Origin of the sequence: Sphingomonas sp., assembly GCF_048595155.1 — a bacterium.
Taxonomy (GTDB): Bacteria; Pseudomonadota; Alphaproteobacteria; order Sphingomonadales; family Sphingomonadaceae; genus Sphingomonas_I.
This window is the reverse complement of record NZ_JBMDXN010000002.1, coordinates 1-26,305: the sequence shown is the minus strand read 5'-3', so window position 1 is coordinate 26,305 and position 26,305 is coordinate 1. Positions and strand designations below refer to the sequence as shown.

Sequence of the window (26,305 nt, the reverse complement as noted above, 5' to 3'; positions counted from 1 at the left end):
GGTGGCCGGGCCGACGCGGACGATGAGCGGCCCGGTGGGCGCGACGCGCACGATTTCGTCGCCGCGGTCATACTCCCACGCCGTCATGGCGCCGCTGCTGAAGCGGCCGCGCAGACAGGCATGATCGAGCAGGTCGCGCGGGTGGGCCGGACGGCCGCGGCGATCGAGATAGGCCGCCGCGGCGGCGGTGGCGTAACGCTGCGTGCGCGGGCCGATGGGAATGGCGATCATGTCTTGTTCCAGCCGTTCGTCATAGCGGATGCCGGCATCGCAGCCGGCGGCAAGGATATCGACGAAGCCATCCTCCGCGACGATATCGAGGATGATATCGGGAAAAGCGGCGTGGAAGTCCGGCAGGAGCCGGGGCAGGACGAGGCGCGCGACGCCGACCGGCACGTTGAGGCGCAGCGTGCCGGCGGGGGAATCGCGGAAGGTGTTGACCACATCCAGCGCGGCGGCAACCTCCCCCAGCGCGGGGCCGAGCCGTTCGAGCAGGCGCGCGCCCGCCTCCGTCGGGGCGACGCTGCGGGTGGTGCGGTTGAGCAGGCGCACGCCGAGGCTGGTTTCCAGGCGGCGCACCGCCTCGCTGAGGCGCGAGGCGCTGCTGCCCGCCCCGCGCGCGGCGTCGCGGAAGCCGCCGGTGCGGGCGACGGCGGCGAAGGCGGCGAGATCGTTCATGTCTGGCGGCATTGTTCGCATTTCCGCACAACCTGTATCGATTGCGCCAGATTATAGTCCCAATCGCACCCGCCTAGATAGGCCTCCTGAGCAAGGAGATTGATCATGACGGACATCAGCAAAGCAGGCACCTTCCCGCTTGGCGATCGCGCGGTGCAGCGCATCGGCTATGGCGCGATGCAGCTGGCCGGGCCGGGCGTGTACGGGCCGCCGAAGGACCGCGCCGCGGCGGTGGCGGTGCTGCGCGCGGCGGTTGCGGCGGGCGTCAACCATATCGACACGAGCGATTTCTATGGCCCGCACGTGACCAACCAGATCCTCCGCGAGGCGCTCCACCCCTACCCCCAAGACCTGACGATCGTGACCAAGATCGGCGCGGTGCGGGGCGAGGATGCGTCGTGGAACCCGGCGATGGCGCCGGAGCAGCTGCGCCAGGCGGTGCACGACAATCTGCGCAACCTGGGGCTGGACGCGCTGGACGTGGTCAATCTGCGCCTCATGGGCGGGGCGGACCATGGGCCGAGCGAAGGATCGATCGCGGCGCCGCTGAGCGTGCTGGCCGAGCTGCAGCAGCAGGGGCTGGTGCGCCATATCGGGCTGAGCAACGCGACGCCGACGCAGGTGCGGGAGGGGCAAGGCATCGCGCCGATCGCGTGCGTGCAGAATTTGTACAATGTCGCGCATCGCGGCGACGATGCGCTGATCGACAGCCTGGCCGCGCAGGGCGTCGCCTATGTGCCCTTCTTCCCGCTGGGGGGCTTTGCGCCCGTGCAGTCGGAGGCGCTGAATGCGGTGGCGGCGCGGCTGGCGGCGACGCCGATGCAGGTGGCGCTGGCGTGGCTGCTGCGGCGGGCGCCCAACATCCTGCTGATCCCGGGGACGTCCTCCCTTAGCCATTTGCGGGAGAATCTGGCGGCGGCGGATGTGGCGCTGGAGGATGCGGATATGGCCGCGCTGAACCGCATCGGGGCGTAGGGCCCCGCGCCGGCTACCAATGTTCGCGGCAGGCGATCCAATCCACGTCGGTGACGCCGGGGCAATTGGCGATGTCGCGCAGCATGATCGCGCTGCGCATATAGGCCGGCCCGCCGTTGATCGACGGCAGCAGGTAACGCTGCGGAATGACGGTGCCGTAGGTGGGCGTGCCCCAATCCTGCGAGCTGATCGAGCTGAGGATGGTGGTGAACACGGTCTTGCCGCGGCGGCCGCCCTCCTCCCGATCGAGGCCGCTGTTCACGCCGAGCGTGTCGTAGGGCAGCGCATAATAATTGGGGATGACGCTGGTGGGGCCGAAGGATTGTGTGCCAACGGGATCGCCCATCGTCTGCTGGCGGCGATGATTCAGAATCCGCCAGGAATCGTCATTCGACAATATATCGCCATCGTTACAGTAAAAATGCACAGTAACGCCGGCAGGAACGACAAAGGTATCGGGATTTATGCTGGCGTCCCTGCCGCCGTGGGAGTTTACAAGTAAGCGAGGCATACACCAATCCTAACAATGATTTCATTGTTATAGAGCCGCGATGCCAAGGCGGTTGCAAATCATTGGCCGTTACGGATGAAATGGCGCTGCAATTTATCCATAGTCTGCACAGACTTCCCGGCCTGCGCCGCGAGGTGGGTGGCTAAGGCGCAGCGCGCGTGCCTTGGCAAGGCGCGTGCGATCACATGCAGGGCGGCCACGGTGAGCGGAGGCAGGCGCCTGCCGGCACGGCCGCTACCGATCTGCCGGCAAAGCGGCTAACGTGGCGCCGCGCAAATCGGGGGATGGGCCATGCGACGGATGGGGATGATCGTGGCCGGGGCGATGCTGGCGGCCGCCGGCCCTGCCCCCAAGGTGGAGGTGGAGACGGCCGACGTTGCCACCTTCTACCGCATCTATGACGCGGCGCACGGGGCGCCCTCGGGAGAGGTGCTGCAGCGGGGCTATATCGACAAGGGGTCGGAGGGCGTGCGCCAGTTCGTGCCGAACCGGATCCTATCGGGCGCGGCGCTGGCGCAGCGGATCGCGCGCGACCGCCCGGTTTATGAGCAGGCGCGGGCCTGCCTGTCGGTGCTGCCGGCGGTGAAGGCGCGGCTGGCGGGCTATTTCCAGCGGCTGGCGGCGCTGGATCCGCAGGCGACCTTTCCGCCGGTCACGATCCTGATCGGGCGCAATACGAGCGGCGGCACGACCGGCAAGTCCGGCGTGCTGATCGGGCTGGAAGTCGTCTGCCGATCGACCTGGCTACAGCCCGATCTGACCGAGCGGCTCTACCATTTGATTGCGCACGAATATGGCCATGTGCAGCAGCCCGAAGCGCTGGATGGTCCGGGCAACAGCGTCTTGAAACAATCGCTGCTGGAGGGGGTGGCGGAGCTGATCGCCGAACTTGGATCCGGGCAGGTCTCCAATGTCCAGCTGCAGCGATGGACGCGGGGCCACGAGCAGGAGATCGATTGGCGGTTCATGGTGGACGCCGACAAGACTGATCTGTCGGACTGGCTGTACAATGGTCCGGGCTCGCCGGAGCATCCCGGCGATCTGGGCTATTGGGTCGGCTATCGCATCGCCAAGGCCTATTACGGGAAGGCGAAGGACAAGCGCGCGGCGCTGCGCGATTTGCTGGAGATGAAGGATCCGAAGGCGATCCTGGCGCAAAGCGGATGGACGGCGCACCTTCGCCGGTCAGGATCCCTCCCGGTCAAATGACTCGATGGCAGACGACATGCCTTTTGACCCTAGCGACCGCGGAGCCCATCAGCGCATGATGCCTTTCCTGATCCTCATCGGTTATGCGGCCGCCGTGGCGGCGGTGACGGCGCTGCTGCACGCGCTGCGGCCCGCATGGGGACGATGGTCGATCGTCAGCCTCGTCGCCTATCCCGTTCCGGTGGCGACGATATTGGTCACGCTCTATTTCATCGGTGGAGTAGGACGCGCGGCGCCGGGCGAGACGGACGCAAGCGGGATGGCCATCGCCGTCTATATGATAAGCGGACTGATGACCGCCGGGGCAGCGCTGCTGATCGGGTTGGCCGCCAGCCTGGTGACGCTCCGTTGGTTCCGCAAACCGCGCTCATAGCCACCCTTGGCGCTTACTCTTTGCGCGGTCGCTGCTGGCCATAAGCCCACATGCTGCGCAGCTCGACATCGAGAGCTGACCATCGGTCGATCGTTGCGACGACCTGATCCGGCAGCGTCCGCCGGCCGCCGGGCCGGGACCAATAGATAATGGTGAAATCGCGCTGGCGAATGATGGTGGACGGCCTGCCGAAACGCTTCTGGAGTTGCTCCGCATAGGCGCGCGACGCCGCGATTCGTGCCTCATCCGAAAGATCGAACCGCAGCTGCCGGAACGTCGCAACAGCCAGCCGGCGGCCTTCGTGCAGATCGAGGAAGTAGAGCGAGATGCGCGTGCGCCCGCCCGGCACCTGATAGCAGGGACTGCTATCGCCATGGTGGAGCGGGTTGGCGAGCAGCGGCTTGTCGGTCGTGCATTTTATCTGCCGATAGCCGCGCCGATCCAGCGCCGCCTGGACTTCGGCCGGGCGCATCAGCGGGGCGATGCCCTCGATCGCAGCACCCCGCCAGTCCGGCCGCGTCTCCGGCTCGGGCTGGGGCGCTTTCCGGCAGCCGGCGATCGCCAGCGCCAGAGCCAGAGCGAGCAGCGGAACAGGCGTGCGCATAGGACCTCCCCAGCCGAACCCGCACGGATCGCGCGGGCTGCTGGAGGTCGTTAGCCGATGTTGCGGCCGCCGGCACGCACCGGCGCGCGTGGCGCTATCAGGCCCCTGCCGGCGCCGTGAGTGAAGCGACGTCGGGGGGGCGCGGCCAATGCCACGATCCCCTTTGACCGGCGAGGCGGTTTGGCGCATCGCGGCGCCATGACCTTGCTGTTCATAATAGTCTATGCGGCAGCGGTGGCGGCGATGACGGCGCTACTCTACCGTTGGCGTCCTGCCTGGAGGACATGGTCGATCGTCAGCCTCGCGGTCCTCCCAATTCCGGTCGCGACGATGTTGATCGTCTCCTTCCTGGCAGATCAGGTGAAAACCGGGGCACCGGGTGAGGTGACGGCGGGTGGGGTGTTGGCCGTCCTCTTTGTGCTGGGCGGCCTGCTGCTCGTCGCCACGACGCTGCTGATCGGATTGCCGGCAAGCTTGCTGACGCTGTGGCGGCTACGAAGGCGGCGCTGATTCAATAGCGCGGCTGCTCCCGTCGGGAGGTGCTTTGCCTTCATCGGAAAGGCGCGCGGTTTCGGCCATGGCCCCCAGCCTTCTGGGGGACGGATCAGTCCGTCTTGCCGCCCTGGCCGACGGCGCCCGCGTCGTCCGGATCGACTTTCTCGCCGTCGAGCTGGCCGGGTCCGAAATAGTCGCGGCCGCTCTGGCCGCCGTCGAAGCCTTCGCTCTCGCCGGCCTCTTCCTTGCCCGTGTGGGGATTATCGTAGCGGCCACCGCCGGATTCACCGCTGCCGCCGCGATTCTGGGGATCGACATCGCTCACGCCATCGGAGCGGACCTGCCGGCCACCTTGGCCATTGGCGGGCATCGGCACTGTATCGTTACTCATGGTATTCTGCTCCTATAGCCGCCGCGCGAAGCGGCAGCGTTCTCGGGATCGAAAGGGCTGGCAGGGCTTCGCAGGTGCCGGATCTCAATCCTTGCCGATGTCGCGCCAGCTGTCCTCCTGCACCGCGACATCGAAGCGCTTGGCCGCCGCCTTGATCCGCTTCCAGGCGGCATCGCGTTCGGTGTCGCTGACGCCCTTGACCTGATTGAAGCGCGCGATCGCGTTGCGGACGTGAGCGGCGTTCTCGAGCGGCTCCTTGCGCGTGTCGGGAAACGCGAACTGGCCCTTGTCGAGATCGTTGCGCTCTTCGGCGTTCAACTTTGCCATGACCAGCTTCCTTGTGCCGGGGGTTGAGACGGACCAGTGTGGGTTAATCCTCCGCGCCGACGGGATTACCAGGTGCTTCAGCGTCCGGTTCCTGCGTGCGGCCCTTGCGGCGCGCGGCCAGCAGCGCCAGGCCGCCGAACAGGATCGCCGCCACCGCGGCCTTCTTGGCAACGCCGGGCTTGTTATATTTCCAGTCGGATTTGATCCCCATCTCGGCCGGAATATTGGGGAGGCGCAGATGGGCGAGATCGCTCACCACGCCTTCGACGACGTTGAGCCGATCGGCCCCCATCAGCATCAGCCAATGCCACCAATCGGACTCGCTGCGGCGAAAGGCCATGCGGCGGATGACGCCGCTCAGCCCGCTTGGGGGCGAGGAGGTGCCGAACACGGCCGGGCGGCGGTTATGCTCGATCGACATCAGCACCTCCACATCCTGCGGCTGCTCGGCCGGACGCGGCCAGTTGAGGCCGGCGGGGCTGCGATCGTCCTTGCTGATGTCGCGCATCGGGAAGGTCGGGTTGTTGGCGGGATCGGCATCGACGCCCCACCCCGGGATCAGCGAGGTGTCGACGGGCAGGAAGCTGCCGGTTTGCGTGATCGCGTTCATCGGCGGGCTCCCTCAGGCGGCGTTGGGAATCAGCACGGGCTTGATGCAGCCGTCGAGCTTGGACGAGAAGATGTGGTAGGCGTCGGCAACGTCCTCCAGCGGCACGCGGTGGGTGATGATCTCCTTGGGATTGAGATGACCGAGGCGGACATGCTCGATCAGGCGCGGCAGCAGGCGCTTCACCGACGCCTGGTTGGCGCGGATGGTAATGCCCTTGTTCACGACATTGCCGATCGGGATCATATTGCCGGTCGGACCGTAGACGCCGACGATCGAGACGATCCCGCCTTTCTTGACCGAGTTGATCGCCCAGTGGAGCGCGATCGCGTTGCCCGCCTCCAGCTTGAGCTTGGTACCCAACAGCCATTGCAGCGCATTGCCCGCCGCATCGCCGCCGACCGCATCGATGCAGACGTCCGCCCCCAAAGAGTCGGTCGCCTTCTTCAGGAACACGACGACATCGTCGATCTCCCGGAAATTATAGACTTCGGCGTGGGCGAACTTGCGCGCGAATTCGAGCCGATATTGCTGGCAGTCGATCACTATCACGCGCGCCGCGCCGAACAGCCAGGCACAGCGGGCAGCCAGCAGCCCGACGGGGCCGGCGCCGAACACGACGACGGTGTCGCCGGGCTTGATCCCGCCCATCTCCGCTGCCTGATAGCCGGTCGGCACGACATCGGTCAGCAGGACCGCGTCGTCGGGATCCATCCAATCGGGGATCACGACCGGGCCGACATCGGCATAGGGCACGCGCACATATTGCGCCTGGCCGCCATCATAGCCGCCAGCGGTGTGCGAATAGCCGAAGATGCCGCCGACCGCGGTCGCCTGCGGGTTGGATTCGTGGCAATTGCCGAACAGCCCCTGCTTGCAGAAGTGGCATTTGCCGCAGGCGATGTTGAACGGGACCAGCACCTGATCGCCGGGCTTGAGGTTGCGCACCCCCGGACCGACTTCCTCGACCACGCCGACGAATTCATGGCCGAAAGTCATGCCGACGCGGGTGTCGGGCACCATGCCGTGATAGAGGTGCAGATCCGAACCGCAGATGCAGGAGCGGGTCACGCGCACGACGGCATCTTCCGGATGGAGGATCTGCGGCATCGGCTTGGCATCGGCGCGGACCCGGTACGGGCCCCGAAAATTCATCGCGAGCATGACGCGTTCCTCTCGGTTGAGAGCAATTCAACCGGGCGCGTAAACCATTGTTCCGGAACTTTTATCCGATCAACCGTGTCCTAAACCTGCGTTAGGAAGATTTGGATCGGCAGCCTTGAGGCTGCGCGCAGCGGCGTCGAAAGCGGCCCAGGCGGCACTGGCCAGTGCGGCGCCGACACTGCAGCGGCGGACGCCCAGCGCAGCATAATCGGCGATGCTGTGATAGTCCTGCACCAGCACATTGACCGGCTTGGGCGCAACCGCCGCAACCAGTTCCGCGACCGCGCCGTGATCGAGCAGGAAGGGGACAAACAGGCAATCCGCCCCTGCCTCCGCATACGCGACCGCGCGGGCGATGCTGGCGGCGGGCGCCATGTCCGGCACACGGAAATATTCCGTACGGCCGATCAGCATGATCGCCGGATCGACAGCGTCAAGGGCCGTACGGGCCGCGGCAATCCGATCGGCCGCCAGCGCGGTTTCATACATGAGGCTCCCCGACCAATCCTCGATCGAAAGGGCAGCAATCCCGGTGGCAGCGGCCAGGCCGACATTCGCTGCGACCTGTTCCGGCCGATCCGCGAAGCCGTTCTCGAAATCGGCATTGATCGGCATATCGGTCGCGGCCACCAGCATCTGGAGATGATCGAGCACCGCATCGCGGCCCAGCTCGCCATCGTCCTTACCGGCCGTCCAGGCGGCACCGGCGCTCGTCGAAGCAATCGCCTTGAAGCCGAGCGCGGCGAGCCGTCGCGCGCTGCCTGCATCCCATGCATTGGGAATGACGAAGAAGCCGCGATCGTGCAGGCGGCGAAAGTCGGCGCGCTTCTGTGCAGGTGTCGGCATCCTCGATCCTTCAGATTTCGTCATATCGGCAATCCGGCGCAGTATCAGCTGCGCTTGTGCTTATAGACGGCCGATCCAGAGCCTAGCGGGCCGCATCGGAAGCGCCACCCCCACTCGCTTCAGCGCGCGGCGGCGACCTCCGGCGGCATCCCGGTTTTGCGCGCGACCACCGCATCGCGCAAGGCCCGGATCTCCACCAGCTTCGCCGCGCGGCAGCGGCGCGCCGCCATCCTGGACCCGGTTTCCATAGTCAGATCGTCGCCGCAGACGTCGCGAACCGCACTGAGCAATCGGCGATCGAACGTCCGAACACCGGCCGTGGTGCGGAGATCGAGATCGCCATAGCGAACCGTGACGGGGGTGGGCATGTTCTGCGCGGGGACGGCGCCCGGCACGGAGGCGGCCACCAGGAATAAGGGGATCGACGTGCGCATGATGCGGGTCCTTTCGGTTCATGATCGACCGAGACGCTGTGGAACCCGACGCGGATCAAATCCAACAAAGGAATAGACGTAATCTACAAGCCGTCCTTATGGTGGGCTTATGGCGAAGATCCCTCCCCTGGCGGCCGTTCGGGTGTTTGAGGCGGCGTCGCGGCACAGCAATTTCAGCCGCGCGGCGGAGGAGCTTGCGATGACCCAGGCGGCGGTAAGCTACCAGATGAAGCTGCTGGAGGAGCGGCTAGGGGCGCCGTTATTCGTCCGCCGGGGTCGGAGCATGGTGCTGACGGATCTGGGACAGCGGATCGCGCCGCAGATCCACGAGGCCTTCGCGACCCTTGGCAAGGCCTTCGCCACCGCCCGGGCGGAAACGGACACGGTGCTGAACATCACCGCGCCGCGCACCTTCGCGACTAACTGGCTGGCCGGCAGACTGGGCGAGTTTCAGATTACCCGGCCCGATCTTGCGGTACGCATCGACGTTACCGACACGATGGTCGATCTGGCCGCGGGCGAGTTCGACGTGGCAATCCGCGGCCAGCAGCAGCGGGAGACACCCGGGCTGGTGTCTCACTTCCTGATGTGGATGCCGGTCACGCCGCTCGCCTCGCCCGCCTTCCTGGCCAAGCATCCGCTGCGCACGCCGGCGGACCTGCTGGTCGTGCCGCGTCTGTCACCGGATGACGACTGGTGGGACCTGTGGTTCGAAACCTTGTGCGAGCCCGGCAATCCGCGCCAGGCCGGCATTCGCTTTGAGTCGCAGGTACTGGACGGGCATGCCGCGATCGCCGGCCATGGCGTGGCGATCCTGAGCCCGCCCATGTTCCAAAGTCAGATCGAGACGGGCGCGCTGGTGCAGCCCTTTCCCCATGTTGCACGCTATCGGAACGGCTTCTGGCTGGTCTATCCGGAGCATAAGCGCAACCTGCCGAAGGTGCGGGGTTTTCGCGACTGGCTGTGCGATGCGGTCAAGCGGGCTGCGGGGGACGATCCGTACGGGATATTGGTGCCGCCGCGCTGAGCGCGGTTTCATCAGGTGCCTAGCAGCTATGGCGCGGTGAATCCGGGACGCGTGCCGCCGGCGGGCGGGCGCGGGGCGGGGTCGGTGGATGCCAGCCTTCAGCGTAGGCTGAAGTTTATCCTGAGCGCCTGCCTTGCAGGCAGTCAAAGGGCTGGCATGACGGGGAGGGATCAGTCGCGCCGCCCTCTCCGTCGTCACCCCAGCTGAGGGTGGGGTCCATGGCGCTTGTCGCGGGCGGCGACGGCATTGATTGGGCGCAGCGATCCAGGACGCGTGCCCCCGGCGGGCGCGCGTGGGGCGGGGTTCGTGGATGCCAGCCTGCGCTGGCATGACGGGGAGGGATCAGTCGCTCCGCCCCCCGTCGTCACCCCAGCGAAGGCTGGGGTCCATGGCGGTTGTCGCGGGCAATTGGCGCTATGGCAGGGGCTGGCGGCAATCGGGGGTGTCAGGGATGGCGTTGCGTGCGGAGGCGCGCGACGGGCGTTTGCGATTTGGCCTTGGCGGCATCGAGCCGCCTCGGCCAAGCCCTCTCCCTAACCCTCTCCCACAAGGGGAGAGGGGATCAGCTGTGGTATGACCAGCGGCCGCATCGCGCCGGATTCAAGGGTGGTGCTTCGACGCGTTCAGCAGGAGCGGATCATGGCTTCTTGTCCGCGTCCTTGACCCGGCGGTTGAGGAAATCCTCGATCACTTTCCACCGGTGGAGCGAGGCGGCCGTGGTGAAACCGTGGGTCTGGCCCGGATAGGCCATCATCTCGAACGGCTGCCCAGCCTGCTGGAGCGCGGCGTACATGATGGTGCTGTTTTCGAACACGACATTGTCGTCCGCCATACCGTGCATCAGCAGCAGCGGATCGCGGATCCTGGCGGCATCCGCGATGGTGTTAAAAGCGTCGTACGGCGGCATGCCGAGATAGCGTTCGGTGTAGAATGTGTCGTACAACTCCCACTTCGTCACCGGCGCGCCGGAAATGCCCGCGGCATAGAGGCCGGGATTGGTTTCCAGCATCTTGAGCGTCATGTAGCCGCCGTAGGACCAACCATAGGTCGCGATCTTGCCCGGATCGACGAAAGGCTGGGTCTTGAGCCAGTTCGCACCGACCGCCTGATCGGCGACCTCGACACTGCCCATCGCGTGATAGATCGCATTCTCGAACGCAGTGCCGCGATTGGCCGAGCCGCGATTGTCGATCTGGAAGTAGATCCAGCCCTTGCTGACCCAATATTGCGGCAGCGCATTGCCCATCCATGCGCGCTTGACCTGCTGCGCGTGGGGACCGCCATAATGATCAAAGAAGACGGGGTAGCGCTTGCCCGGTTCAAGCGGCGGCGTGATCATTTCGTAATGGAGGGTGGCGCCATCCGCGGTCTGAACGGTACCGAATGTCACCGGGCGGTGGTTTGCCAGAAACGGCGCATAGGGATGCTTGGCATCCAGCTTATTCTCTTCGATCCAGGCGATACGCTTGCCATTCGTATCGGCGAGATAGACCTGGGGCGGCTGCGTCGGCGACGAGCGGCTGACCAGCAGGCGCGTCGCGGCGCCATCCATCTCCCCCTCGTTCCAGAAGCCGCGCTCGGTGAGGCGTTCGGGTGCACCGGGACGCAGATAGTCGATCGCATAGATCTGACTTTCGAGCTGATCGTCCTTGTTGGCGCTGAAATACAAGCGGTGCCGCGCCTGATCGACGCCGATCAACCCCGCGGCATGCGACTGGCTATTGGTCTGCAACGTCCAATTGCCCTGGGTGAGCTGCGTCCAGCTATCGCCGACGATGCGATACAGATGCTTGAAGCCGGAACGTTCGGAGGCCCAGATCAGACTGCCGTCGCGCAAGGGGCGGAAATCGTCATTGAGATTGACCCAGGTCTTCGACGTTTCGCTGAGCACGACCCGGGTTGCGCCGGTGGCGGGATCCGCGGCGAGCAGATCCAGCCGCTTCTGATCGCGCGTCATCCGCTGTACGTAGAGCGTCCGCCCGTCCGGCGCCCAGGTCACGCGCGTCAGATAGATATCGGGATCGCCGCCCAGATCGACCGTCACCCGCCCGGTGCCGTCCGGCGACATGACCGACAGGCTGACCGCGACGTTGGGCGTGCCGGCGGCGGGATAACGCTGTTCGAATGTGCGCGTGCCATCGGTTCCGATCGCCGCGCGGGTGACGACATGGACCTTGGCCTCGTCATAGCATTCGACCGCGAGCCGGCGGTCGTCGGGTGCCCACCAATGGCCAGTAAAGCGATCCATCTCTTCCTGGGCCACGAATTCCGCGGTGCCGCAGGTGACCGTGCCGCCGCCTTCCCTGGTCAGCTGCCGTTCGGTGCCGCTGGCGAGATCGATCGCGAACAAATTCTGATCGCGCACGAAGCTGACGAAGTGGCCGCCACGCGAGACATGGGCGTCGATCTCCGTCTGTGGGCTATTGGTCAGGCGACGGACCTTGCCGTCGAGGCTCGCCAGATAGAGATCGCCGTCGATCGGGTTGAGGATGGATTTGCCGTCGGGCGCCCATTCATAATCGACGATGCCCTTCGTGCCGCCGACCCGGGCCCGTTCGCGGCGCATCTTCTCCGCTTCGGAAATCTCGCCACCGGAGCCGATCCTGGCGGAATCGACGAGCATGCGCGCCCGGCCGGTGCGCGTGTCGATCCCCCACAGATCGTAACGATCGCGATCATCCGGGCGGTTGCGCAGCAGGGTTGCGAGGCTTCCGTCCGGGGAGAGCCGGACCTTGCGCGGGATCGGGCCATCCAATGAGGGGCTCGCGAAGATGCGATCGAGGGTGAGCTGTTCGGCGGCGGCGGGGGAGACCAGGGCGGCGAGCGCGAGGGCGGCGAAGGACGGCTTGAGCATGCCGCAGTTAGGGCAGGATGTGCGCGAATGGGAAGGGCCCTGCCCCGATTACCCGCTCATCCTGAGTAAGGATCGAGTAGCCGCGTAGCGGCGTAGCGAGAGCCTGTATCGAAGGACCCTGTGTGGCGCGTGCTTCGATACGAGCCCTCGGTACGGCGCTTGCGCGCCTACTCGGTCTCTACTCAGCACGAGCGGGCGGGACTGATGGCCGATTAGAAGGCAAAGAAAAAAGGCCGCCCGGTTTCCCGAGCGGCCCTTTTGTCTTGCGACTTGCGCGAAAGGCTCAGGCCTCGGCGGCTTCCGTGGTGCGCGTGTCGCGGCGCTCGGCGATACGCGCCGACTTGCCGGTGCGGCCACGCAGATAATAAAGCTTCGCGCGACGCACGACGCCCTTACGGACGACTTCGATCGCATCGATGTTGGGCGAGTAAAGCGGGAAGACGCGCTCGACGCCCTCGCCGAACGAAATCTTGCGGACGGTGAAGCTGCTGCCCATGCCCTTGTTGGAGCGTGCGATGCACACGCCTTCATAGGCCTGGACGCGGGTGCGCTCGCCTTCGACGACGCGGACACCGACCTTCAAAGTATCGCCCGGACGGAATTCCGGGATAGCACGCTTGGCCGAAAGCTCGGCAATCTGCTCGGCTTCGAGCTGCTGGATGAGGTTCATCTCATTCTTCCTCTTCGTGCCGCGCGCCAGAGGGAGGCTGGACCCGCGCGCCGATATGGCGCTCCCAAAGGTCCGGTCTCCGTGACCGTGTAATGATCTCAGCCTGTGACTTACGCCACGCCGCGATCTTCGCATGATCCCCCGATCGCAGCACTTCGGGGATCGAGCGCCCTTCCCACATTTGCGGTCGGGTATAATGCGGATATTCGAGGAGGCCGCTTTCGAAGCTTTCCTCATCCCCGCTGGAAGCCGCGCCCATTACTCCGGGAAGCAGCCGAACGCAAGCATCCAGCAGCACCAGCGCGCCGACCTCCCCACCCGACAGCACATAATCGCCGATCGAGACCGGTTCGATCTCACGCGCCTCGAACAGGCGTTCGTCGAAACCTTCGAACCGGCCGCACAGGATGGCGACGCCCGGGCCTGCGGCCAAGCTGCGGACGCGCGCCTGGGTCAGCGGTTTCCCCCGCGGCGTCATCGCCAGCAGAGGGATACCGGGCGCGACCGAGGCGTCGATCGCCGCCGCCAGCACATCGGCGCGCAGCACCATGCCCGCGCCGCCGCCGGCGGGCGTATCGTCGACGGTACGATGCTTGTCGGTGGCGAAATCGCGGATCTGCACGGCATCGAGCGACCATTTGCCGTCGGCCATCGCCCGCCCCGCCAGGCTCACGCCGAGCGGCCCTGGAAACATTTCCGGATAGAGGGTCAGGACCGTGGCGGCGAAGGTCATAGGCTACGGACCAGACGTTTGAGCATGAAGGCGATGCCGCCGCCGATCAGCCCGCCGACCGCCGCCGTTGCAAGAATCATGGCGACGCCCCGAACGCTGTTCGCCGTCTCGAACTCCTCGCCCCAGGGAAAGGTGACTAAATAGGCGGTGCAGGACAGCGCGAAGACGATGGCAGGATCGCGCCATGGCCACCGGTTGCGCCCGTCCAGCACCGCAATCAGAACGAACAGCAGGAATGCCGCGACCGCGCTGACGAACCCTACGAAGAGGATGAGGATGCCGTCGCCCATCATTCCGCCTGGACCGTGAAGTTCAACGCCTGCAACTTCAGCTCCTGGGTCGGCGCGCGCTGGACGCGGCCGGCGATGGTGCCATGGTCGCATATCCAGCTGAAGCGGCCTTCCATGTCGGAGACGGGCTGGATCGGCGCATCGGTGGTGCAGTTCCCCACCTTCGCGCGCAGATCGGCGAGTGTCGCTTTCCACTGCGCGGCATTCTGATCGAGCGGCATGTTCATGGCGAGCGGAGCTGCGCCGATATCGCCGCTGCGCCACACGGCGCGTGCCGCCTGATAGGCGCTGGCGAGACCCGCCGAGGCGTCGCGCGGCCGATCGGGGATCAACCCGGCTTTCTGCAGGGCAAGCAATACGCGATAGGTCGGCGGCCCGGGCGAGGCATAAGTGCGGCTGGCGAAGGCGAACAGGCCGACGCCCTTGTCGGGCAGCAGCAGGACGACGGAGCCATAGCCGGGATAGCCGCCGGTGTGGGTGACGACGCGGCCGAGATCGCAATCGTCGATCACACGCCAGGCCATGCCATAGGTCACCGCCTGGCGGCATGGCGCGGCGCCGGTGGCGGGATTGCGCATGCTAGCGGTAACGAAATTGTCGCCGGTCACGATCTCCCGCACCGTCGCACGAGCGATCGGGCCTGCCTGCGGATCGTCACGCGCCGGCCAGGCGGAGAGCAGGAACGACACCCAATGGGCATAATCATTGGCGCTGGTCTCCACCCCGCCCATCGCCCCGAAGGCGCCATCCTTCATGTCGGGCTCACGCAGCCACTGATTGTCCTGCCAGCGATAGCCGATCGCGCGGCGCGCCGGTGGCGACGTGAAGATATCATAGCCGGTGGAGCGCATGCCGAGCGGGACAATCAGGTTCTGGCGGATGTAATCCTGGTAGCGGAGGTGGGAGACGTTGCTGACGATCCGGCCGAGCGTGGCATAGCCGAAGTTCGAATATTCCATCCCGAGCCCCGGCGCGTTGGCGAAGGGCACGCCGGCGCGGAGCATCGCGGTGAAATCCGCCTCCGGCAGCAGCTGCTGGCGATCGCCCCAGGGATTGTCTTCGACGAAGCCGGCCGAGTGGGTCAGCAGGTTACGCACGGTGATGCGCGGGCTGTCCGTCGTCGGCATTTTCCAGCCGCGCATTTCGGGGACATAGGTTTCCGCCGGGGCGTCGAGCGACAGCTTGCCCTCGTCCCGCAGCTTCAGGATGGCCAGCGCGGTGAACGCCTTGGACATGGAGGCGATACGGAACAGGCTATCGGCGGTGACCGGCCGGTTGCTTTCGACGTCCTGGACGCCGCTGCCGCGCACATGGACCAGCTTGCCATCGACGACGATACCATAGACCAGGCCCGGCACGTGTGCATTGCGCTGCCAATCGGCGAAGATCCGATCGGCATCGGCCAGCACCGCCCGATCGAGATCAGCCGCGGATGCCGTCACCGCGGCAAACAGGGCCGTCAGGATCGCCAGACCGTTCCGCATTCGCATCGCACTCTCCCCCTTGCAGAGGCCCAGCATAAGCAAGCGTGCCCCCTGGCGCCTCAGGAAATGCGACGCGCGGTGAAATCGGTGATCCACGCCGCAGCCGCCCCCATCACGAACATCCCCAAGGCGAGCGGCGTCCAGCGCGCGATCAAGGCCGCATCGGCGGTGGCATAGAGCGCCACGAGGATGCCAACCGGCGGTATGAGCACCATCAATATGGCCGAGCCCAGCCGCGCCTGGGACGGCAACCCGCGCCGGCGCCCACGCACCACGCCATAAGCGATCAGCACCAGATAGGTGGGCACGAGGGTCACAAACAAAGTTTCGAGCGTCATGCCATAGGCTCCATCCGGCCGGTCCGCAGGGCTATCGCCCAGTCTGGACGGCCTTCGCGATCGGCTTTGGCGGCGGCGGGCGCATAATCATAGTCCACTTGGCGAAGGGCGACCTGGTATTCCTCCACAATCGCATAGCGCGCACGCGGATCGCCATTTTCGACGACGTAAGAATAAGGGTGATCGTCGGCATATGCCTGTAAGCCGACGCTGCCCGGATTGGCGATACGGCGACCATCGGCCAGCAGCCGTTCGCCGGAAATATGGGAATGGCCGCACAGGATCAGCCGCTCCGGCCTGGCGCCGCTGCGTTCCAGCAGCTCGTCCTCCGCCGCATCGCGGATGCCGCCCGGTTGGACGGTGAACAGATAATGGTCGAGATCGCTCGCCGGCGTGCCGTGGCACAGAAAGATGTCGGGCGCGAAGCTGCGGCTTGCAGGCTGGGCGGTAAGCCAGGCGAGGTGCCGCTCATTGAGCTGGGCACGCGCGAACAGGTCGCTGGCACCCATCCGATCGCGCGGCAGGGTCAGCAATTGCCGTTCGTGGTTGCCGGCGATGGTCGGCCAATCGCGCGCGATCAGGAAATCGGCGGTCTCGGCCGGCCACAGCGGGCCGGACAGCGTGTCGCCGAGGTTGACGAAGCCAGTACAGCCCTGGGCCTGCGCGTCGGCGACGACGGCTTCCAGCGCAGGCAGGTTGCCGTGGATATCGGACAGGATGGCGATGCGCGTCATAGACGAGTCCAATTTTCAACGCGCAGGCGGGGAATGTCGGCGAAGTCAGCCTCGTTCGCTGTCACGATCGTGAGGTCCAACGCCAGCGCGTGCGCGGCGATCAGGCGATCGAAGCGGCCGCGGCGGAACGGAATGTGGGTGTAGGCTTCAGCGGCGCTTCGATCGAACGGCTGGACCGCAACCCATCTAAACAGTCCATCGACGATCGCGCGGGAGTCAGCGTCGGCGGGATCCAGTCCGCGGACAACCTCTGCATAAACCACGGAGGACGTCACAACCTCGCCGGGCGCGCACTGCTGCACGCGAATGGCGGGAGCAGAGGCGGCATCGCGCAGGATATAAATGCAGATGTTGGAATCCAGGAGGAAGGTCGCCTCAGCCACGCGGCAGAAGCTTTCCGCCCCAATCAACCTCGCGTGGTTCCATGATCCGATCTTCCGGCGTCAGCAGCTTGAGTTGGGGAAGCGCGCCTGCAATTCCTGTCAGATCGATCTTGGCCTTGGGCGGATCGACCGGTTCGACGATGAAGCCGGCGCGATTTTCCCGCACGATCCGGACCTCATCGCCCTCCTTCAGGCCAAGCGCCTTGGGCAGGCGCAGGGCGACCGAATTGCCGGACTTGAAGATCTTGGCGCGATATTCCTCGCTCATCACACGGCTCCGTATATACAGTCAGTATATACGGGATGGCTCTGGCGGTCGAGCGTCGCCTGATCAGGTGATGAAGGCGGGATCCACGACCAGGCGGGCGTCGTCCCATTCGGGCACGGCGTGCTTGTTCATGGGAATCATGAAGCGCTTGGCGTCGGGGCGCTCGATCTCGATCACGTCGCCCGCGCCGAAATCGTCGATTGCGACCACGGTGCCGAGCGCTTCGCCGGTCGTGGAGACGCAGGCGAGGCCGAGCAGATCGGCATGATAATATTCGCCGTCGTCCAGCGGCGGCAGGGCGGACCGCGGGACGGTCAATTCGGTGCCGCGCAACCGCTCCGCGGCATTACGATCCGGCACCTCCGCAAAGCGGGCGATGCCGGACCGCAGACTCTTCAAGGTGAGGCTGCCGCCGTTGAACGACCGATAACGCGCGAGATCGTCCGTAAACAGCTTGACGCGAACCTCGCCCGTCACGCCATGCGCGCCGGTGACGACGGCCAGCGTGACGGGCTTGTCGGGTGTCACGCCTTGGCGTGCTCCGCACCCTCGGCCGGGGTCGCGTCGTCCGCGCCTTCAGCCGGATCGCTGGCGGAAACGCCCTCGTCGGTCGCCTGATCAGCCGGGGTTGCTTCTTCCAGCTTCTCCGCGATCACGTCGACCGTCTCTTCCTGGCTCGCGGCTTCGGCCTCAGCGGCTTCGGCAGCCTTCGACGCACGCTCCTCGGCGCGCTCCTTGGCCTTCTCGCCCGGAACACCCTTGTTCGGGTTGTTGCGCGCGGCACGCTCCTTGATGCCGGCGGCGTCGAAGAAACGAGCCACGCGATCGGTCGGCTGGGCGCCGACCGTCAGCCAATGCTTCGCACGCTCGGTGTCGAGCACGACGCGCTTGGCATCGTCCTTGGCGAGCAGCGGATTGTAGGTGCCGATCTTCTCGATGAACGCACCGTCACGGGGCGAACGCGAGTTCGCAACGACGATCCGGTAATAAGGGCGCTTCTTGGCGCCACCGCGCGACAGGCGGATGGAAACGGACATGTCTTCTTCCTTCTCTACTAATATGATCCGTCAGTCCGGCAGAGGCCGGGCGACGTTACCTCTTCTTCAAAAAATTCTGGAAACCCGGCGGCAGGCCCTGCGGGGCGCCGCCCGGACCGGGCAGGCCGGGCATGCCGGGGGGCAGGCCGCCGCCGCCCATCAGCGCGTCGAGATCGCCGCCACCGCCGCCAAGGCCACCTTTGCCGAACATGGCGCCGATCTTGGCCAGACCGCCCATCTTCTTCATCATGCCGGCCAGTTCCTGATGCATCTTCAGGATCTTGTTGACCTCTTGCACGGTGGTGCCGGAGCCCTTGGCGACGCGGATCTTGCGCTTGGCGGCGAGCAGTTCGGGGCGGGCGCGCTCCTTCGGCGTCATCGAGGAGAGGATCGCCTCCATCCGCACCAGCACCTTGTCGTCGGCGGCGCCGTTGGCCATCGCCTGCTTGACCTGCTTCACGCCCGGCAGCATCGCCGCGAGGCCGGACAGGCCGCCCATCTTCTTCATCTGCTCCAGCTGAGACCGCAGATCGTTGAGATCGAACTTACCCTGCGCCATGCGCTGGGCCATCTTCTCGGCATCTTCGGCCTTGATCGTCTCGGCGGCACGCTCGACCAGGCTGACGACGTCGCCCATGCCGAGGATACGTCCGGCGACACGCTCCGGATGGAAAGCCTCGAGCCCGTCCAGCTTCTCGCCCGTGCCGGCGAACTTGATCGGCCGGCCGGTAACGGCGCGCATCGACAGCGCGGCGCCGCCGCGCGCGTCGCCGTCCATGCGGGTCAGCACGACGCCGGTCAGCGGCACCTGTTCGGAGAAGTTGGTGGCGACGTTGACGGCATCCTGGCCGGTCAGCGCGTCGACGACGAGCAGGATTTCGTTCGGCTTGGCGATATCCGCCACCGCCTTCATCTCGTCCATCAGCGCCTGATCGACGTGGAGACGGCCCGCCGTATCCAGCACGACGACGTCGAAACCCTGCAGCTTGGCCGATTGCAGCGCGCGCTGGGCAATCTGCACCGGCGTCTGACCGGGGACGATCGGCAGCGTCGCGACATCGGCCTGGGTGCCGAGCACCGCCAGCTGTTCCTGCGCAGCCGGACGATTGACGTCGAGCGACGCCATCATGACCTTCTTGCCGCCGCGTTCCTTCAGGCGCTTGGAGATCTTGGCGCTGGTGGTCGTCTTGCCCGAGCCCTGCAGGCCGACCATCATCACTACCGCCGGCGGGGTTACGCCGAGCTCCAGCTCCGACGAATCGGCACCGAGCATGGCGACCAGCTCGTCATGGACGATCTTGACGACCTGCTGCCCCGGGGTAACCGAGCGCAGCACGTCCGCACCGACCGCCTTTTCGGTGGCGGCATCGACGAACTGACGCACGACCGGCAGCGCGACGTCGGCCTCCAGCAGGGCGATTCGCACTTCGCGCATCGCGCCGCGCACATCGGCTTCGGTCAGCGCCCCACGACCGCGCAGGCGGTCGAAGGCGGCACCAAGCCGGTCGCTCAGACTGTCGAACATACGGTCAAAACCTCTACTTGCACCACCCCAACGCAAAGCGAGCCGGCGGACGAAACCTCGTCGGCCAGCTCAGCGCCCACCATCCCGGTGTTCGCCTCTCTCCACGTTCGATTGGAACGATTGGCCGCGTCCCTAGTCCAAACCGGGCCGCAAGACAAGATCAGCGGCAGAGCGTCCCGATCCGCTGCACGATCCCATCCGACTCCGCATTGCTGAGGGTCCTGCCCGGAAGCGGCGGCAGGCTGGGATCCACCAGACCGATATTGGCCGGATCCCTTGCCGCCGCGGCCAGTGTCACGAAGCGGAAGCCATGCCGGCGGTAAAGCGCAAGCAGGCGCGGCATCATATGCGCGTCGAACGCGCCGAGATGCATCAACAGGATATCCGGCGGGGTATGGCCGAACCGCGCCTTTTCCACCGTTTCCGAGAGGCGGATGCTATTCTCGGCCGCGGCCAGATAGCTTTTCTCAAGATCCGCGATGGCGGCCTTGTCTCCCTTGGCGACGCAGCGGGCATAAGGTTCGTTGAAGGCATAATCGGCGAAGCTCGCCGTCACCGCCGCGATGCGATAGCCGTGGGCCGCGAGATAGGCGCGCGACGTGGCGCGCTTGGCCGGATCGCCCGCCGCTTCGTCCAGAAAGGGGAAGCGATACCAACGCCAGTCCTTGTCCCCCATCAGCGGCTTCAGCAGGCCTTCGGTCTTGACGATGTCGCCCTCGAACGTGGCTTCATCGACCTTGCTAAGGCCCTGATGCGCCCAGCCGTGGTTGCCCAGCGGGAAGCCGGCATTGCGCCAGATCGATAGCACCGCCTCCGATCCCGGCTCGGCGGCGAGCTGATAGCCGTTGACGAAGCCATAGACCGACGGAACGCCCCCGGCCTTGAGGGCGGCGATGATATCCTTGGCGATCTGTACGCGGGTCGTGCCGGGCGGAAGCGCCGAATGCGACGGCAGATCGTCGAAGGTGAAGGCGATGTCTCGTGCGGCAGCGGGACCGGCTAACAGCGCAGCGGCGAGGAGCGCGCTCCGGATCACCGCAGCAGCCCCAGCGGGATCGCGTTGGCCATCGCCTTATAGCCGGCGGCGGAGGGATGGAGATGATCGCCGGAATCATAGGCCGGCAACAGGCGCGAGGGGTTGGCTGGATCGCGAACCACCGCGTCGAAATCGACCACCGCATCAAACGCGCCGCTGGTGCGGATCCACTGATTGAGCGCAATGCGATCCGCCTCGCTGGCCGCGTCGGGATGGTAATAATCGGACCCGACATAGGGGGTCACGGTACAGCCGATCACTTTCATGCCCTGCCCTCGCGCGCGGACGATCATCTGACGATAGGCGCCGATCAGATCGGCGACCAGCTGCGCATGCTGTTGCGGCGTCCGCACATCCTCGCGGCTGAGCTTGCCGAGATCGTTGATCGCCTCCAGCACCAGCAGCACCTTCGCACCCGGCCGGGCGAGGACATCGCGATCCAGCCGCGCGAGCGCGTTGGGGCCGAGACCGTCGGTGAGCAGATGATTGCCGCCGATACCGACATTGACGACGCCGAGCTTCCGCGTGGCCGAGGAGGCCTGCAGGCGCGCGGCCAAGATGTCGGGCCAGCGATCGTCGCCATTGGTGGTGGCACCCCGGCCGTCCGTGATCGAGTCGCCGAACGCCACGATCGTACCCGCCCCTGCCGTGGCAGCCACCTCGACCCCGGTCAGCTGATACCAATGATCGATCTTGCCGGCGGTGGGGAGATCGGCGTCCGCGGTATGATCGCCGTGGACGTAGTAGGATGTGGCGCGCGATCCGGGGTGGCCGGTCTGGCCGGCGGGCGCCTGCGGCAGGTGGAAGGAGACGGTAAGGCTGGAGAGCGCGGGCGCATCGAGGCTAATCGGATCGGACAGATACTCGGCGCCCGGCGGGATGGAGATAGCCGCGCGGCCATCGAAGGTAAGCGCCCGATCCGTGCCGGGCAGGATCCGGGCTGTCGCCTTATCGGCCGAGCGCGCGACATGCGCGGCATCGATCAGCAGCGCCTGCGTTCCGAAGGCGTTGGAGAAGCGGACGCGCAGACGCGTGCCGCCTGACGAGAGCCGAACGACCTGGCGGATCGTGGCGTCCTGCATATCCGCCGGGGGCAGGAGATTGTTGGCTTCCGGCGTCTGCTGGGCCGCGCCCCAGCTTGCCACCCAATGCTCCGCCGGCGCGGCGGCAGCGGCCTGCGCGAGCGCCAGTGCGCCGAAGATGATCCACGCCTTCATCATTCTCTCCTGATCCTTCTTATAGCGTGGCTGGGCGCGAGCAGACCTATCGGACGGGTGCCAAGGCTAGCGACTGCGCGATCGCGCCGCGCATCGGATGCGGCTTGAAATCGGCGTCATAGGGGCAACAGCGCAGGGGCAAGCCGTCGGCCCGCTTCTTGTTCTTCTGCAACCAGGAATAGCGGTCGCTCATGCCCCACACCATCACCGTGTTCACCTGCCGGTAGGACAAGGTGCAGTCGAGGAAGGCGCGGGTCATGTCCGCCACGGCGGCGTCGCGGGTTGCGAAATCGCCCGGGATGGCCGCATCGCTGACGTCGAGTTCGGTGACCTGCAGCTTGTAGCCCATGCCGGTCACCGCATCGAGAAAGCGGCGCCAGAGCTCTTCCTGATCCGGCCCGAAGCCGCCACGCGCAATGCCGGGCTTGGCGCTGATATGGGCCTGGATGCCGAGCGTATCGACCGGAACGTTGCGATCACGAAACCCCCGCAACAGGCGCAGCACGCCTGCGCTATGCGCCGTGCTGGCCCAGTCCATATAGTCGTTATAGACCAGCTCGCAGTTGGGCACGGTCGCGCGCGCGGTCCGGAACGCGAGGTCCAGCACCGCCTCCGGACTGCCCATCGCGCGGGAGAAGGCCGTCTCGCGCATGACACCGGTCTTGTTGTCGACCGCTTCGTTGACCACGTCCCACGTATAGATGCGCGATGCGTAGCGGCGGCAGACCGTCTCGACATGGCGGGTCAGGATCTGGGCGACACGGGCGGCGGGATCGGGACCATAATCGTAGGTCTCGCTCCACTTCGGCATCCATTCGGGATGGTGCCAGATCAGATTATGGCCGCGCAGCTTGAGACCCTTGCTGGTCGCATAATCGACCAGGATATCGGCCTTGGTGAAGTCGAAATCATCCGGGCCAACCGGATGGATGGCACGCATCTTGAGCTCGTTTTCGGGAACGATCACGCCGCATTCCGCTTCGATCAGCGCCCGATATTGCGCGTCCGGAAACTGCCCCATGCCAAGCGCCGTGCCAAAGCGAAGGCCCCGGCGCCGGGCTGCGGCATCCAGCGACGCGGACGGTGCGGCGAGGCCACGCGATGCGAGACCCAGCGCGGCGGCGCCGATCAGCCCCTCGCGCCGGGTGATCTTCATGCGAACCGAGCCTCGATCAAAGCGCGGGCGCCCTTGCTGCGAAGATGGCTGAGCGCATCGACAAGGGCCGTGCGAAGAGCGGGATGCTCGGCCAGCCGCGGCGGAAAGATGGCGTCGATCGCGAGCAGTTTGGCCACCGCCTCATCGGCCGTCAGGTCCACCGAGCCGGCCGTGCGGGCCGCCAGCGGATCATCGACGACATGGGCTGCCCCCGTATCGTCGCGACCTTCCTGCCAGCGCATCCAGGCGGCGATGGCCAGTGCCAGCGTGTCGATCGACTGGCCCCGCTCGAGCCGCATGAGCGCCGGCGCGAGCAAGCGCTGGGGCAGTTTTTGCGAGCCGTCCATCGCGATCTGGCGGGTGCGGTGGTTGAGCGCGGAATTGGAGAAGCGCCCCATGAGCGCCGACTGATAGGCGGGCACGTCCAGCCCCGGCGGCGGCGACAGCGTCTCGGCCGATTCACGCCACAGCGCCTCGACAAAGCCGCGTCCGGCGGGGACGGCGACGAACTGATGCACGAATTCGATGCCGGCCAGTCCGCCAAGATAGGCGATGCCCGAATGCGCGCCGTTGAGCAGGCGCAGTTTCGCATCCTCCCACGGGGCAACCGATGCGGTCAGCTGTACGCCCAGAGCAGCGAAATCGGGGCGCTGGCCGACGAAGCGGTCCTCGATCACCCACTGGCTGAACGGCTCCGTCTTCACCATGGCGCGGTCGATCAGGCCGATCCGCGCCTGAAGCGCGGCCAGATCGGCATCCTCGGTGGCAGGCACGATGCGATCGACCATCGTTTCCGGAAAGGCGCCGCGTGCGTCGATCCAGTCCCGCAGATCCTGATCATGATGCCCGGCCAGCGCGAGCACGGCGTCGCGCAGCCGCCGCCCATTGTGGGGCAGATTGTCGCAGGAGATGGTGGTGAACGGATCGAGGCCGGCAGCGCGGCGGCGGGCGAGCGCCGCCACGATCAGCCCGGGCGCTGTCCGGGGCTGGTCCAGCGCGCGCAGATCGGCGGCGAGATCGGCGTCGTCGCGCAGCAGCGCGCCTGTGGCCGGATCGAGCTTATAGCCTTTCTCGGTCACGGTCAGCGTCACCAGATGCGTGTCGGCGGCCGCCATGGCCGCAACCAGCGCAGCCGGATCCTCCGGCGCGACCAGCACGCCCTGCAGCGCCCCAATCAGCTGCGTGTGCACCGCATCGCCATCGCGCGCGGTGACCGTGTAGAGATTGTCCTGCGGGGCGAGCTGGTCGCGCACGCCCGCCGACCGCAGCGAAGCGCCGAGCACGCCCCAGCGCAAATCGCCGCGGTTCAGCGCGGCCTCATAGGTGACCGCCTGATGCGCCTTGTGGAACGCGCCCAGGCCCAGATGGACGACGCCGGTACGGATCGCGCCGCGATCATAATTCGGGCGGGCAACCGATGCCGGCAAATCCCCGACACTGGCTTGGCTGAGACGGGTCACAATTTATACGCCGCTTTGACCAGATCGTAGGCAAGCGCATGCGCGACCTCATGCGCCTCATCTTCCTCCAGCCGATGTTCGGCGACGAGGCGGGCGAGAAAGGCGCAGTCCATCCGGCGAGCGACGTCATGGCGCGCCGGGATCGACAGGAAGGCGCGCGTATCGTCGTTGAAGCCGACCGTATTGTAGAAGCCGCCGGTTTCGGTAGCGCGCTCGCGGAAGCGGCGCATGCCTTCGGGCGAGTCATGGAACCACCAGGGCGGCCCAAGCCGCAGCACCGGATAATGGCCGGCGAGCGGCGCGAGCTCGCGGCTGTAAGTATCCTCGTCCAGCGTGAACAGGATCAACGTCAGCTTGGGATCGTTGCCGAACCGGTCGAGCAAGGGCTTCAGATTGCGCACGAATTCGGCCTGGACCGGGATGTCGGCACCCTTGTCGCGCCCGAAGCGCGCGGCCAGGCCCGGATTGTGACTGCGATAGGCGCCGGGATGCAGCTGCATCATCATCCCGTCCTCAATCGACATGCGCGCCATTTCGGTCAGCATCTGCCCGCGAAACAGCTCGGCATCGGCAGCGCTCGCCTGGCCCGCGCGGACGCGATCATAGAGCGCCTCGGCCTCCTCGCGCGGCAGATCGGCGGTGAAGGCGGTGGGGTGGCCGTGATCGGTGGAGGTGGCACCGGCCGCACGGAAGAAGGCGCGGCGGTTCTCGTGGGCGCGCAGATATCCCGCATAGGTTGAGACATCCTCGCCCGCCAGTTCACCGAAGCGGGCCAGATTGTCGACAAAGCCAACCGTATCGGGGTCGATGACGGGATCCGGCCGGTAGGCCGTCACCACCCGACCCTGCCAGCCACTGTCCCGGATGGCCTTATGATGTTCGAGCGGATCGAGCGGGCTTTCGGTGGTGGCGATCAGTTCGATATTGAAGCGTTCAAACAAGGCGCGCGGGCGGAAAGCCGGGGTCTGCAGCGCGGCGTCGATCGTATCGTAATAGAGATCGGCGGTGGCCGGCTCCAGCCGCGTCTCGAGACCGAACACTTCCGCAAAGACCCAGTCGAGCCAGGCGCGCGACGGCGTGCCGCGGAAAAGATAATAATGGTCGGCGAAGATCTTCCAGATGGCGCGCGGATCGCTGGCGGTGGCGCTGCCATCGACGGTCGGCACGCCCAGCCGCTCCAGCCCGACGCCCTGCGAATAGAGCATGCGGAAGACATAATGGTCAGGGACGATCAGCAGCTCCGCCGGATTGGCGAATGGCTGATCGTAGGCGAACCAGGACGGGTCGGTATGCCCGTGCGGGCTGACGATCGGCAGATCCTTGATCGGGGCATAAAGCGCCCGCGCGATGGCGCGGGTGCGTTCGTCGGCCGGGAACAGACGGTCCGGGTGAAGCGACAGCTTCGCCATACTCAACTCTCCGCAATCAACCGATCCGCGGCGCGGCCCGCTGGGGCGCCGCGCGGCCGGGGCCCCCTTG

Annotated in this window: 31 protein-coding genes; 5 read left to right on the top strand and 26 right to left on the bottom strand. The window is 66.2% G+C overall.

Features of this window, described 5'->3' with window-relative positions:
- Positions 1-690, bottom strand: a 690-nt coding sequence (locus ACOJSI_RS00265) for a LysR family transcriptional regulator (protein WP_420136246.1), incomplete at its 3' end; no start/stop codon positions are given.
- Positions 691-783: 93 nt separating this feature from the next.
- On the opposite strand from ACOJSI_RS00265, the gene ACOJSI_RS00260 reads away from it, so the two are divergent.
- Positions 784-1,653, top strand: a complete 870-nt coding sequence (locus tag ACOJSI_RS00260) for an aldo/keto reductase family oxidoreductase (protein WP_420136245.1) — start codon at positions 784-786, stop codon at positions 1,651-1,653.
- Positions 1,654-1,666: 13 nt separating this feature from the next.
- Here ACOJSI_RS00260 and ACOJSI_RS00255 read toward each other — a convergent pair whose 3' ends face one another.
- Positions 1,667-2,164, bottom strand: coding sequence for a putative adhesin (locus ACOJSI_RS00255; protein ID WP_420136244.1), 498 nt, complete (start codon positions 2,162-2,164; stop codon positions 1,667-1,669).
- A gap of 291 nt (positions 2,165-2,455) precedes the next feature.
- On the opposite strand from ACOJSI_RS00255, the gene ACOJSI_RS00250 reads away from it, so the two are divergent.
- The gene (locus ACOJSI_RS00250) at positions 2,456-3,373 is read left to right on the top strand and encodes a DUF2268 domain-containing putative Zn-dependent protease (RefSeq protein ID WP_420136243.1); all 918 of its coding nucleotides are present in this window, start codon (positions 2,456-2,458) and stop codon (positions 3,371-3,373) included.
- 55 nt (positions 3,374-3,428) lie between these two features.
- Positions 3,429-3,746, top strand: coding sequence for a hypothetical protein (locus ACOJSI_RS00245; protein WP_420136242.1), 318 nt, complete (start codon positions 3,429-3,431; stop codon positions 3,744-3,746).
- 13 nt (positions 3,747-3,759) lie between these two features.
- Here ACOJSI_RS00245 and ACOJSI_RS00240 read toward each other — a convergent pair whose 3' ends face one another.
- Entirely contained in the window at positions 3,760-4,350 is a 591-nt protein-coding gene (locus ACOJSI_RS00240) for a hypothetical protein (RefSeq protein WP_420136241.1), read from the bottom strand.
- Between the two features lie 198 nt (positions 4,351-4,548).
- Between ACOJSI_RS00240 and ACOJSI_RS00235 the strand changes: the two genes are divergently transcribed.
- Positions 4,549-4,860, top strand: coding sequence for a hypothetical protein (locus ACOJSI_RS00235; protein ID WP_420136240.1), 312 nt, complete (start codon positions 4,549-4,551; stop codon positions 4,858-4,860).
- 94 nt (positions 4,861-4,954) lie between these two features.
- Here ACOJSI_RS00235 and ACOJSI_RS00230 read toward each other — a convergent pair whose 3' ends face one another.
- The 6 genes from ACOJSI_RS00230 to ACOJSI_RS00205 form a co-directional block, all read right to left on the bottom strand.
- On the bottom strand, positions 4,955-5,236 hold the full coding sequence (locus ACOJSI_RS00230) for a hypothetical protein (protein ID WP_420136239.1): 282 nt from the start codon (positions 5,234-5,236) through the stop codon (positions 4,955-4,957).
- Between the two features lie 84 nt (positions 5,237-5,320).
- A complete protein-coding gene (locus tag ACOJSI_RS00225) occupies positions 5,321-5,563 on the bottom strand; it encodes a DUF6582 domain-containing protein (RefSeq protein ID WP_420136238.1) in 243 nt (80 codons plus the stop codon).
- 43 nt (positions 5,564-5,606) lie between these two features.
- Positions 5,607-6,173: a hypothetical protein gene (locus ACOJSI_RS00220; protein WP_420136237.1), complete on the bottom strand. Its 567-nt coding sequence runs from the start codon at positions 6,171-6,173 to the stop codon at positions 5,607-5,609.
- Positions 6,174-6,185: 12 nt separating this feature from the next.
- Positions 6,186-7,334, bottom strand: a complete 1,149-nt coding sequence (locus tag ACOJSI_RS00215) for a zinc-dependent alcohol dehydrogenase (protein WP_420136236.1) — start codon at positions 7,332-7,334, stop codon at positions 6,186-6,188.
- A gap of 69 nt (positions 7,335-7,403) precedes the next feature.
- Positions 7,404-8,180 (bottom strand): isocitrate lyase/PEP mutase family protein, encoded by a 777-nt coding sequence (locus ACOJSI_RS00210; RefSeq protein ID WP_420136235.1) that lies wholly within the window; start codon positions 8,178-8,180, stop codon positions 7,404-7,406.
- 119 nt (positions 8,181-8,299) lie between these two features.
- Entirely contained in the window at positions 8,300-8,614 is a 315-nt protein-coding gene (locus tag ACOJSI_RS00205) for a UrcA family protein (RefSeq protein WP_420136234.1), read from the bottom strand.
- Positions 8,615-8,723: 109 nt separating this feature from the next.
- Here ACOJSI_RS00205 and ACOJSI_RS00200 point away from each other — a divergent pair, with 109 nt between their 5' ends.
- The gene (locus tag ACOJSI_RS00200; RefSeq protein WP_420136233.1) at positions 8,724-9,641 is read left to right on the top strand and encodes a LysR substrate-binding domain-containing protein; all 918 of its coding nucleotides are present in this window, start codon (positions 8,724-8,726) and stop codon (positions 9,639-9,641) included.
- Between the two features lie 637 nt (positions 9,642-10,278).
- Here the strand turns inward: ACOJSI_RS00200 and ACOJSI_RS00195 are convergent.
- The 17 genes from ACOJSI_RS00195 to uxaC all read right to left on the bottom strand — a co-directional run bounded on the left by ACOJSI_RS00195 (position 10,279) and on the right by uxaC (position 26,235).
- Positions 10,279-12,495: a S9 family peptidase gene (locus tag ACOJSI_RS00195; RefSeq protein ID WP_420136232.1), complete on the bottom strand. Its 2,217-nt coding sequence runs from the start codon at positions 12,493-12,495 to the stop codon at positions 10,279-10,281.
- Between the two features lie 283 nt (positions 12,496-12,778).
- Positions 12,779-13,165 carry a 50S ribosomal protein L19 gene (gene rplS, locus ACOJSI_RS00190; RefSeq protein ID WP_420136231.1) on the bottom strand — a complete coding sequence of 129 codons (387 nt, stop codon included), beginning with the start codon at positions 13,163-13,165 and terminating at the stop codon, positions 12,779-12,781.
- A gap of 1 nt (position 13,166) precedes the next feature.
- A complete protein-coding gene (trmD, locus tag ACOJSI_RS00185; RefSeq protein ID WP_420136230.1) occupies positions 13,167-13,898 on the bottom strand; it encodes a tRNA (guanosine(37)-N1)-methyltransferase TrmD in 732 nt (243 codons plus the stop codon).
- Positions 13,895-14,188, bottom strand: coding sequence for a hypothetical protein (locus tag ACOJSI_RS00180; RefSeq protein ID WP_420136229.1), 294 nt, complete (start codon positions 14,186-14,188; stop codon positions 13,895-13,897). Before ACOJSI_RS00180 ends, trmD begins: the two co-directional genes overlap by 4 nt.
- On the bottom strand, positions 14,188-15,678 hold the full coding sequence (locus ACOJSI_RS00175; RefSeq protein WP_420136228.1) for a serine hydrolase domain-containing protein: 1,491 nt from the start codon (positions 15,676-15,678) through the stop codon (positions 14,188-14,190). The genes ACOJSI_RS00180 and ACOJSI_RS00175 overlap by 1 nt, the downstream gene beginning before the upstream one ends.
- 53 nt (positions 15,679-15,731) lie before the next feature.
- Positions 15,732-16,010: a hypothetical protein gene (locus ACOJSI_RS00170; RefSeq protein WP_420136227.1), complete on the bottom strand. Its 279-nt coding sequence runs from the start codon at positions 16,008-16,010 to the stop codon at positions 15,732-15,734.
- Positions 16,007-16,744, bottom strand: a complete 738-nt coding sequence (locus tag ACOJSI_RS00165) for a metallophosphoesterase family protein (RefSeq protein WP_420136226.1) — start codon at positions 16,742-16,744, stop codon at positions 16,007-16,009. Before ACOJSI_RS00165 ends, ACOJSI_RS00170 begins: the two co-directional genes overlap by 4 nt.
- The gene (locus ACOJSI_RS00160) at positions 16,741-17,127 is read right to left on the bottom strand and encodes a type II toxin-antitoxin system VapC family toxin (protein WP_420136225.1); all 387 of its coding nucleotides are present in this window, start codon (positions 17,125-17,127) and stop codon (positions 16,741-16,743) included. Before ACOJSI_RS00160 ends, ACOJSI_RS00165 begins: the two co-directional genes overlap by 4 nt.
- Positions 17,120-17,395 carry an AbrB/MazE/SpoVT family DNA-binding domain-containing protein gene (locus ACOJSI_RS00155; protein ID WP_420136224.1) on the bottom strand — a complete coding sequence of 92 codons (276 nt, stop codon included), beginning with the start codon at positions 17,393-17,395 and terminating at the stop codon, positions 17,120-17,122. The genes ACOJSI_RS00160 and ACOJSI_RS00155 overlap by 8 nt, the downstream gene beginning before the upstream one ends.
- A 63-nt stretch (positions 17,396-17,458) precedes the next feature.
- The gene (gene rimM, locus ACOJSI_RS00150) at positions 17,459-17,923 is read right to left on the bottom strand and encodes a ribosome maturation factor RimM (RefSeq protein ID WP_420136223.1); all 465 of its coding nucleotides are present in this window, start codon (positions 17,921-17,923) and stop codon (positions 17,459-17,461) included.
- Positions 17,920-18,432 (bottom strand): 30S ribosomal protein S16, encoded by a 513-nt coding sequence (gene rpsP, locus ACOJSI_RS00145; RefSeq protein WP_420136222.1) that lies wholly within the window; start codon positions 18,430-18,432, stop codon positions 17,920-17,922. The genes rimM and rpsP overlap by 4 nt, the downstream gene beginning before the upstream one ends.
- A 55-nt stretch (positions 18,433-18,487) precedes the next feature.
- Positions 18,488-19,957: a signal recognition particle protein gene (gene ffh / locus ACOJSI_RS00140; protein WP_420136221.1), complete on the bottom strand. Its 1,470-nt coding sequence runs from the start codon at positions 19,955-19,957 to the stop codon at positions 18,488-18,490.
- A gap of 160 nt (positions 19,958-20,117) precedes the next feature.
- Positions 20,118-20,993, bottom strand: a complete 876-nt coding sequence (locus ACOJSI_RS00135; RefSeq protein ID WP_420136220.1) for a polysaccharide deacetylase family protein — start codon at positions 20,991-20,993, stop codon at positions 20,118-20,120.
- Entirely contained in the window at positions 20,990-22,210 is a 1,221-nt protein-coding gene (locus ACOJSI_RS00130; RefSeq protein WP_420136219.1) for an SGNH/GDSL hydrolase family protein, read from the bottom strand. The genes ACOJSI_RS00135 and ACOJSI_RS00130 overlap by 4 nt, the downstream gene beginning before the upstream one ends.
- A gap of 46 nt (positions 22,211-22,256) precedes the next feature.
- Positions 22,257-23,366, bottom strand: coding sequence for an endo-1,4-beta-xylanase (locus ACOJSI_RS00125; protein WP_420136218.1), 1,110 nt, complete (start codon positions 23,364-23,366; stop codon positions 22,257-22,259).
- Complete coding sequence (locus ACOJSI_RS00120) at positions 23,363-24,826, bottom strand: mannitol dehydrogenase family protein (RefSeq protein ID WP_420136217.1); 1,464 nt, start codon at positions 24,824-24,826, stop codon at positions 23,363-23,365. The genes ACOJSI_RS00125 and ACOJSI_RS00120 overlap by 4 nt, the downstream gene beginning before the upstream one ends.
- Positions 24,823-26,235 (bottom strand): glucuronate isomerase, encoded by a 1,413-nt coding sequence (gene uxaC, locus ACOJSI_RS00115; RefSeq protein WP_420136216.1) that lies wholly within the window; start codon positions 26,233-26,235, stop codon positions 24,823-24,825. Before uxaC ends, ACOJSI_RS00120 begins: the two co-directional genes overlap by 4 nt.
- Positions 26,236-26,305 lie beyond the last annotated feature (70 nt).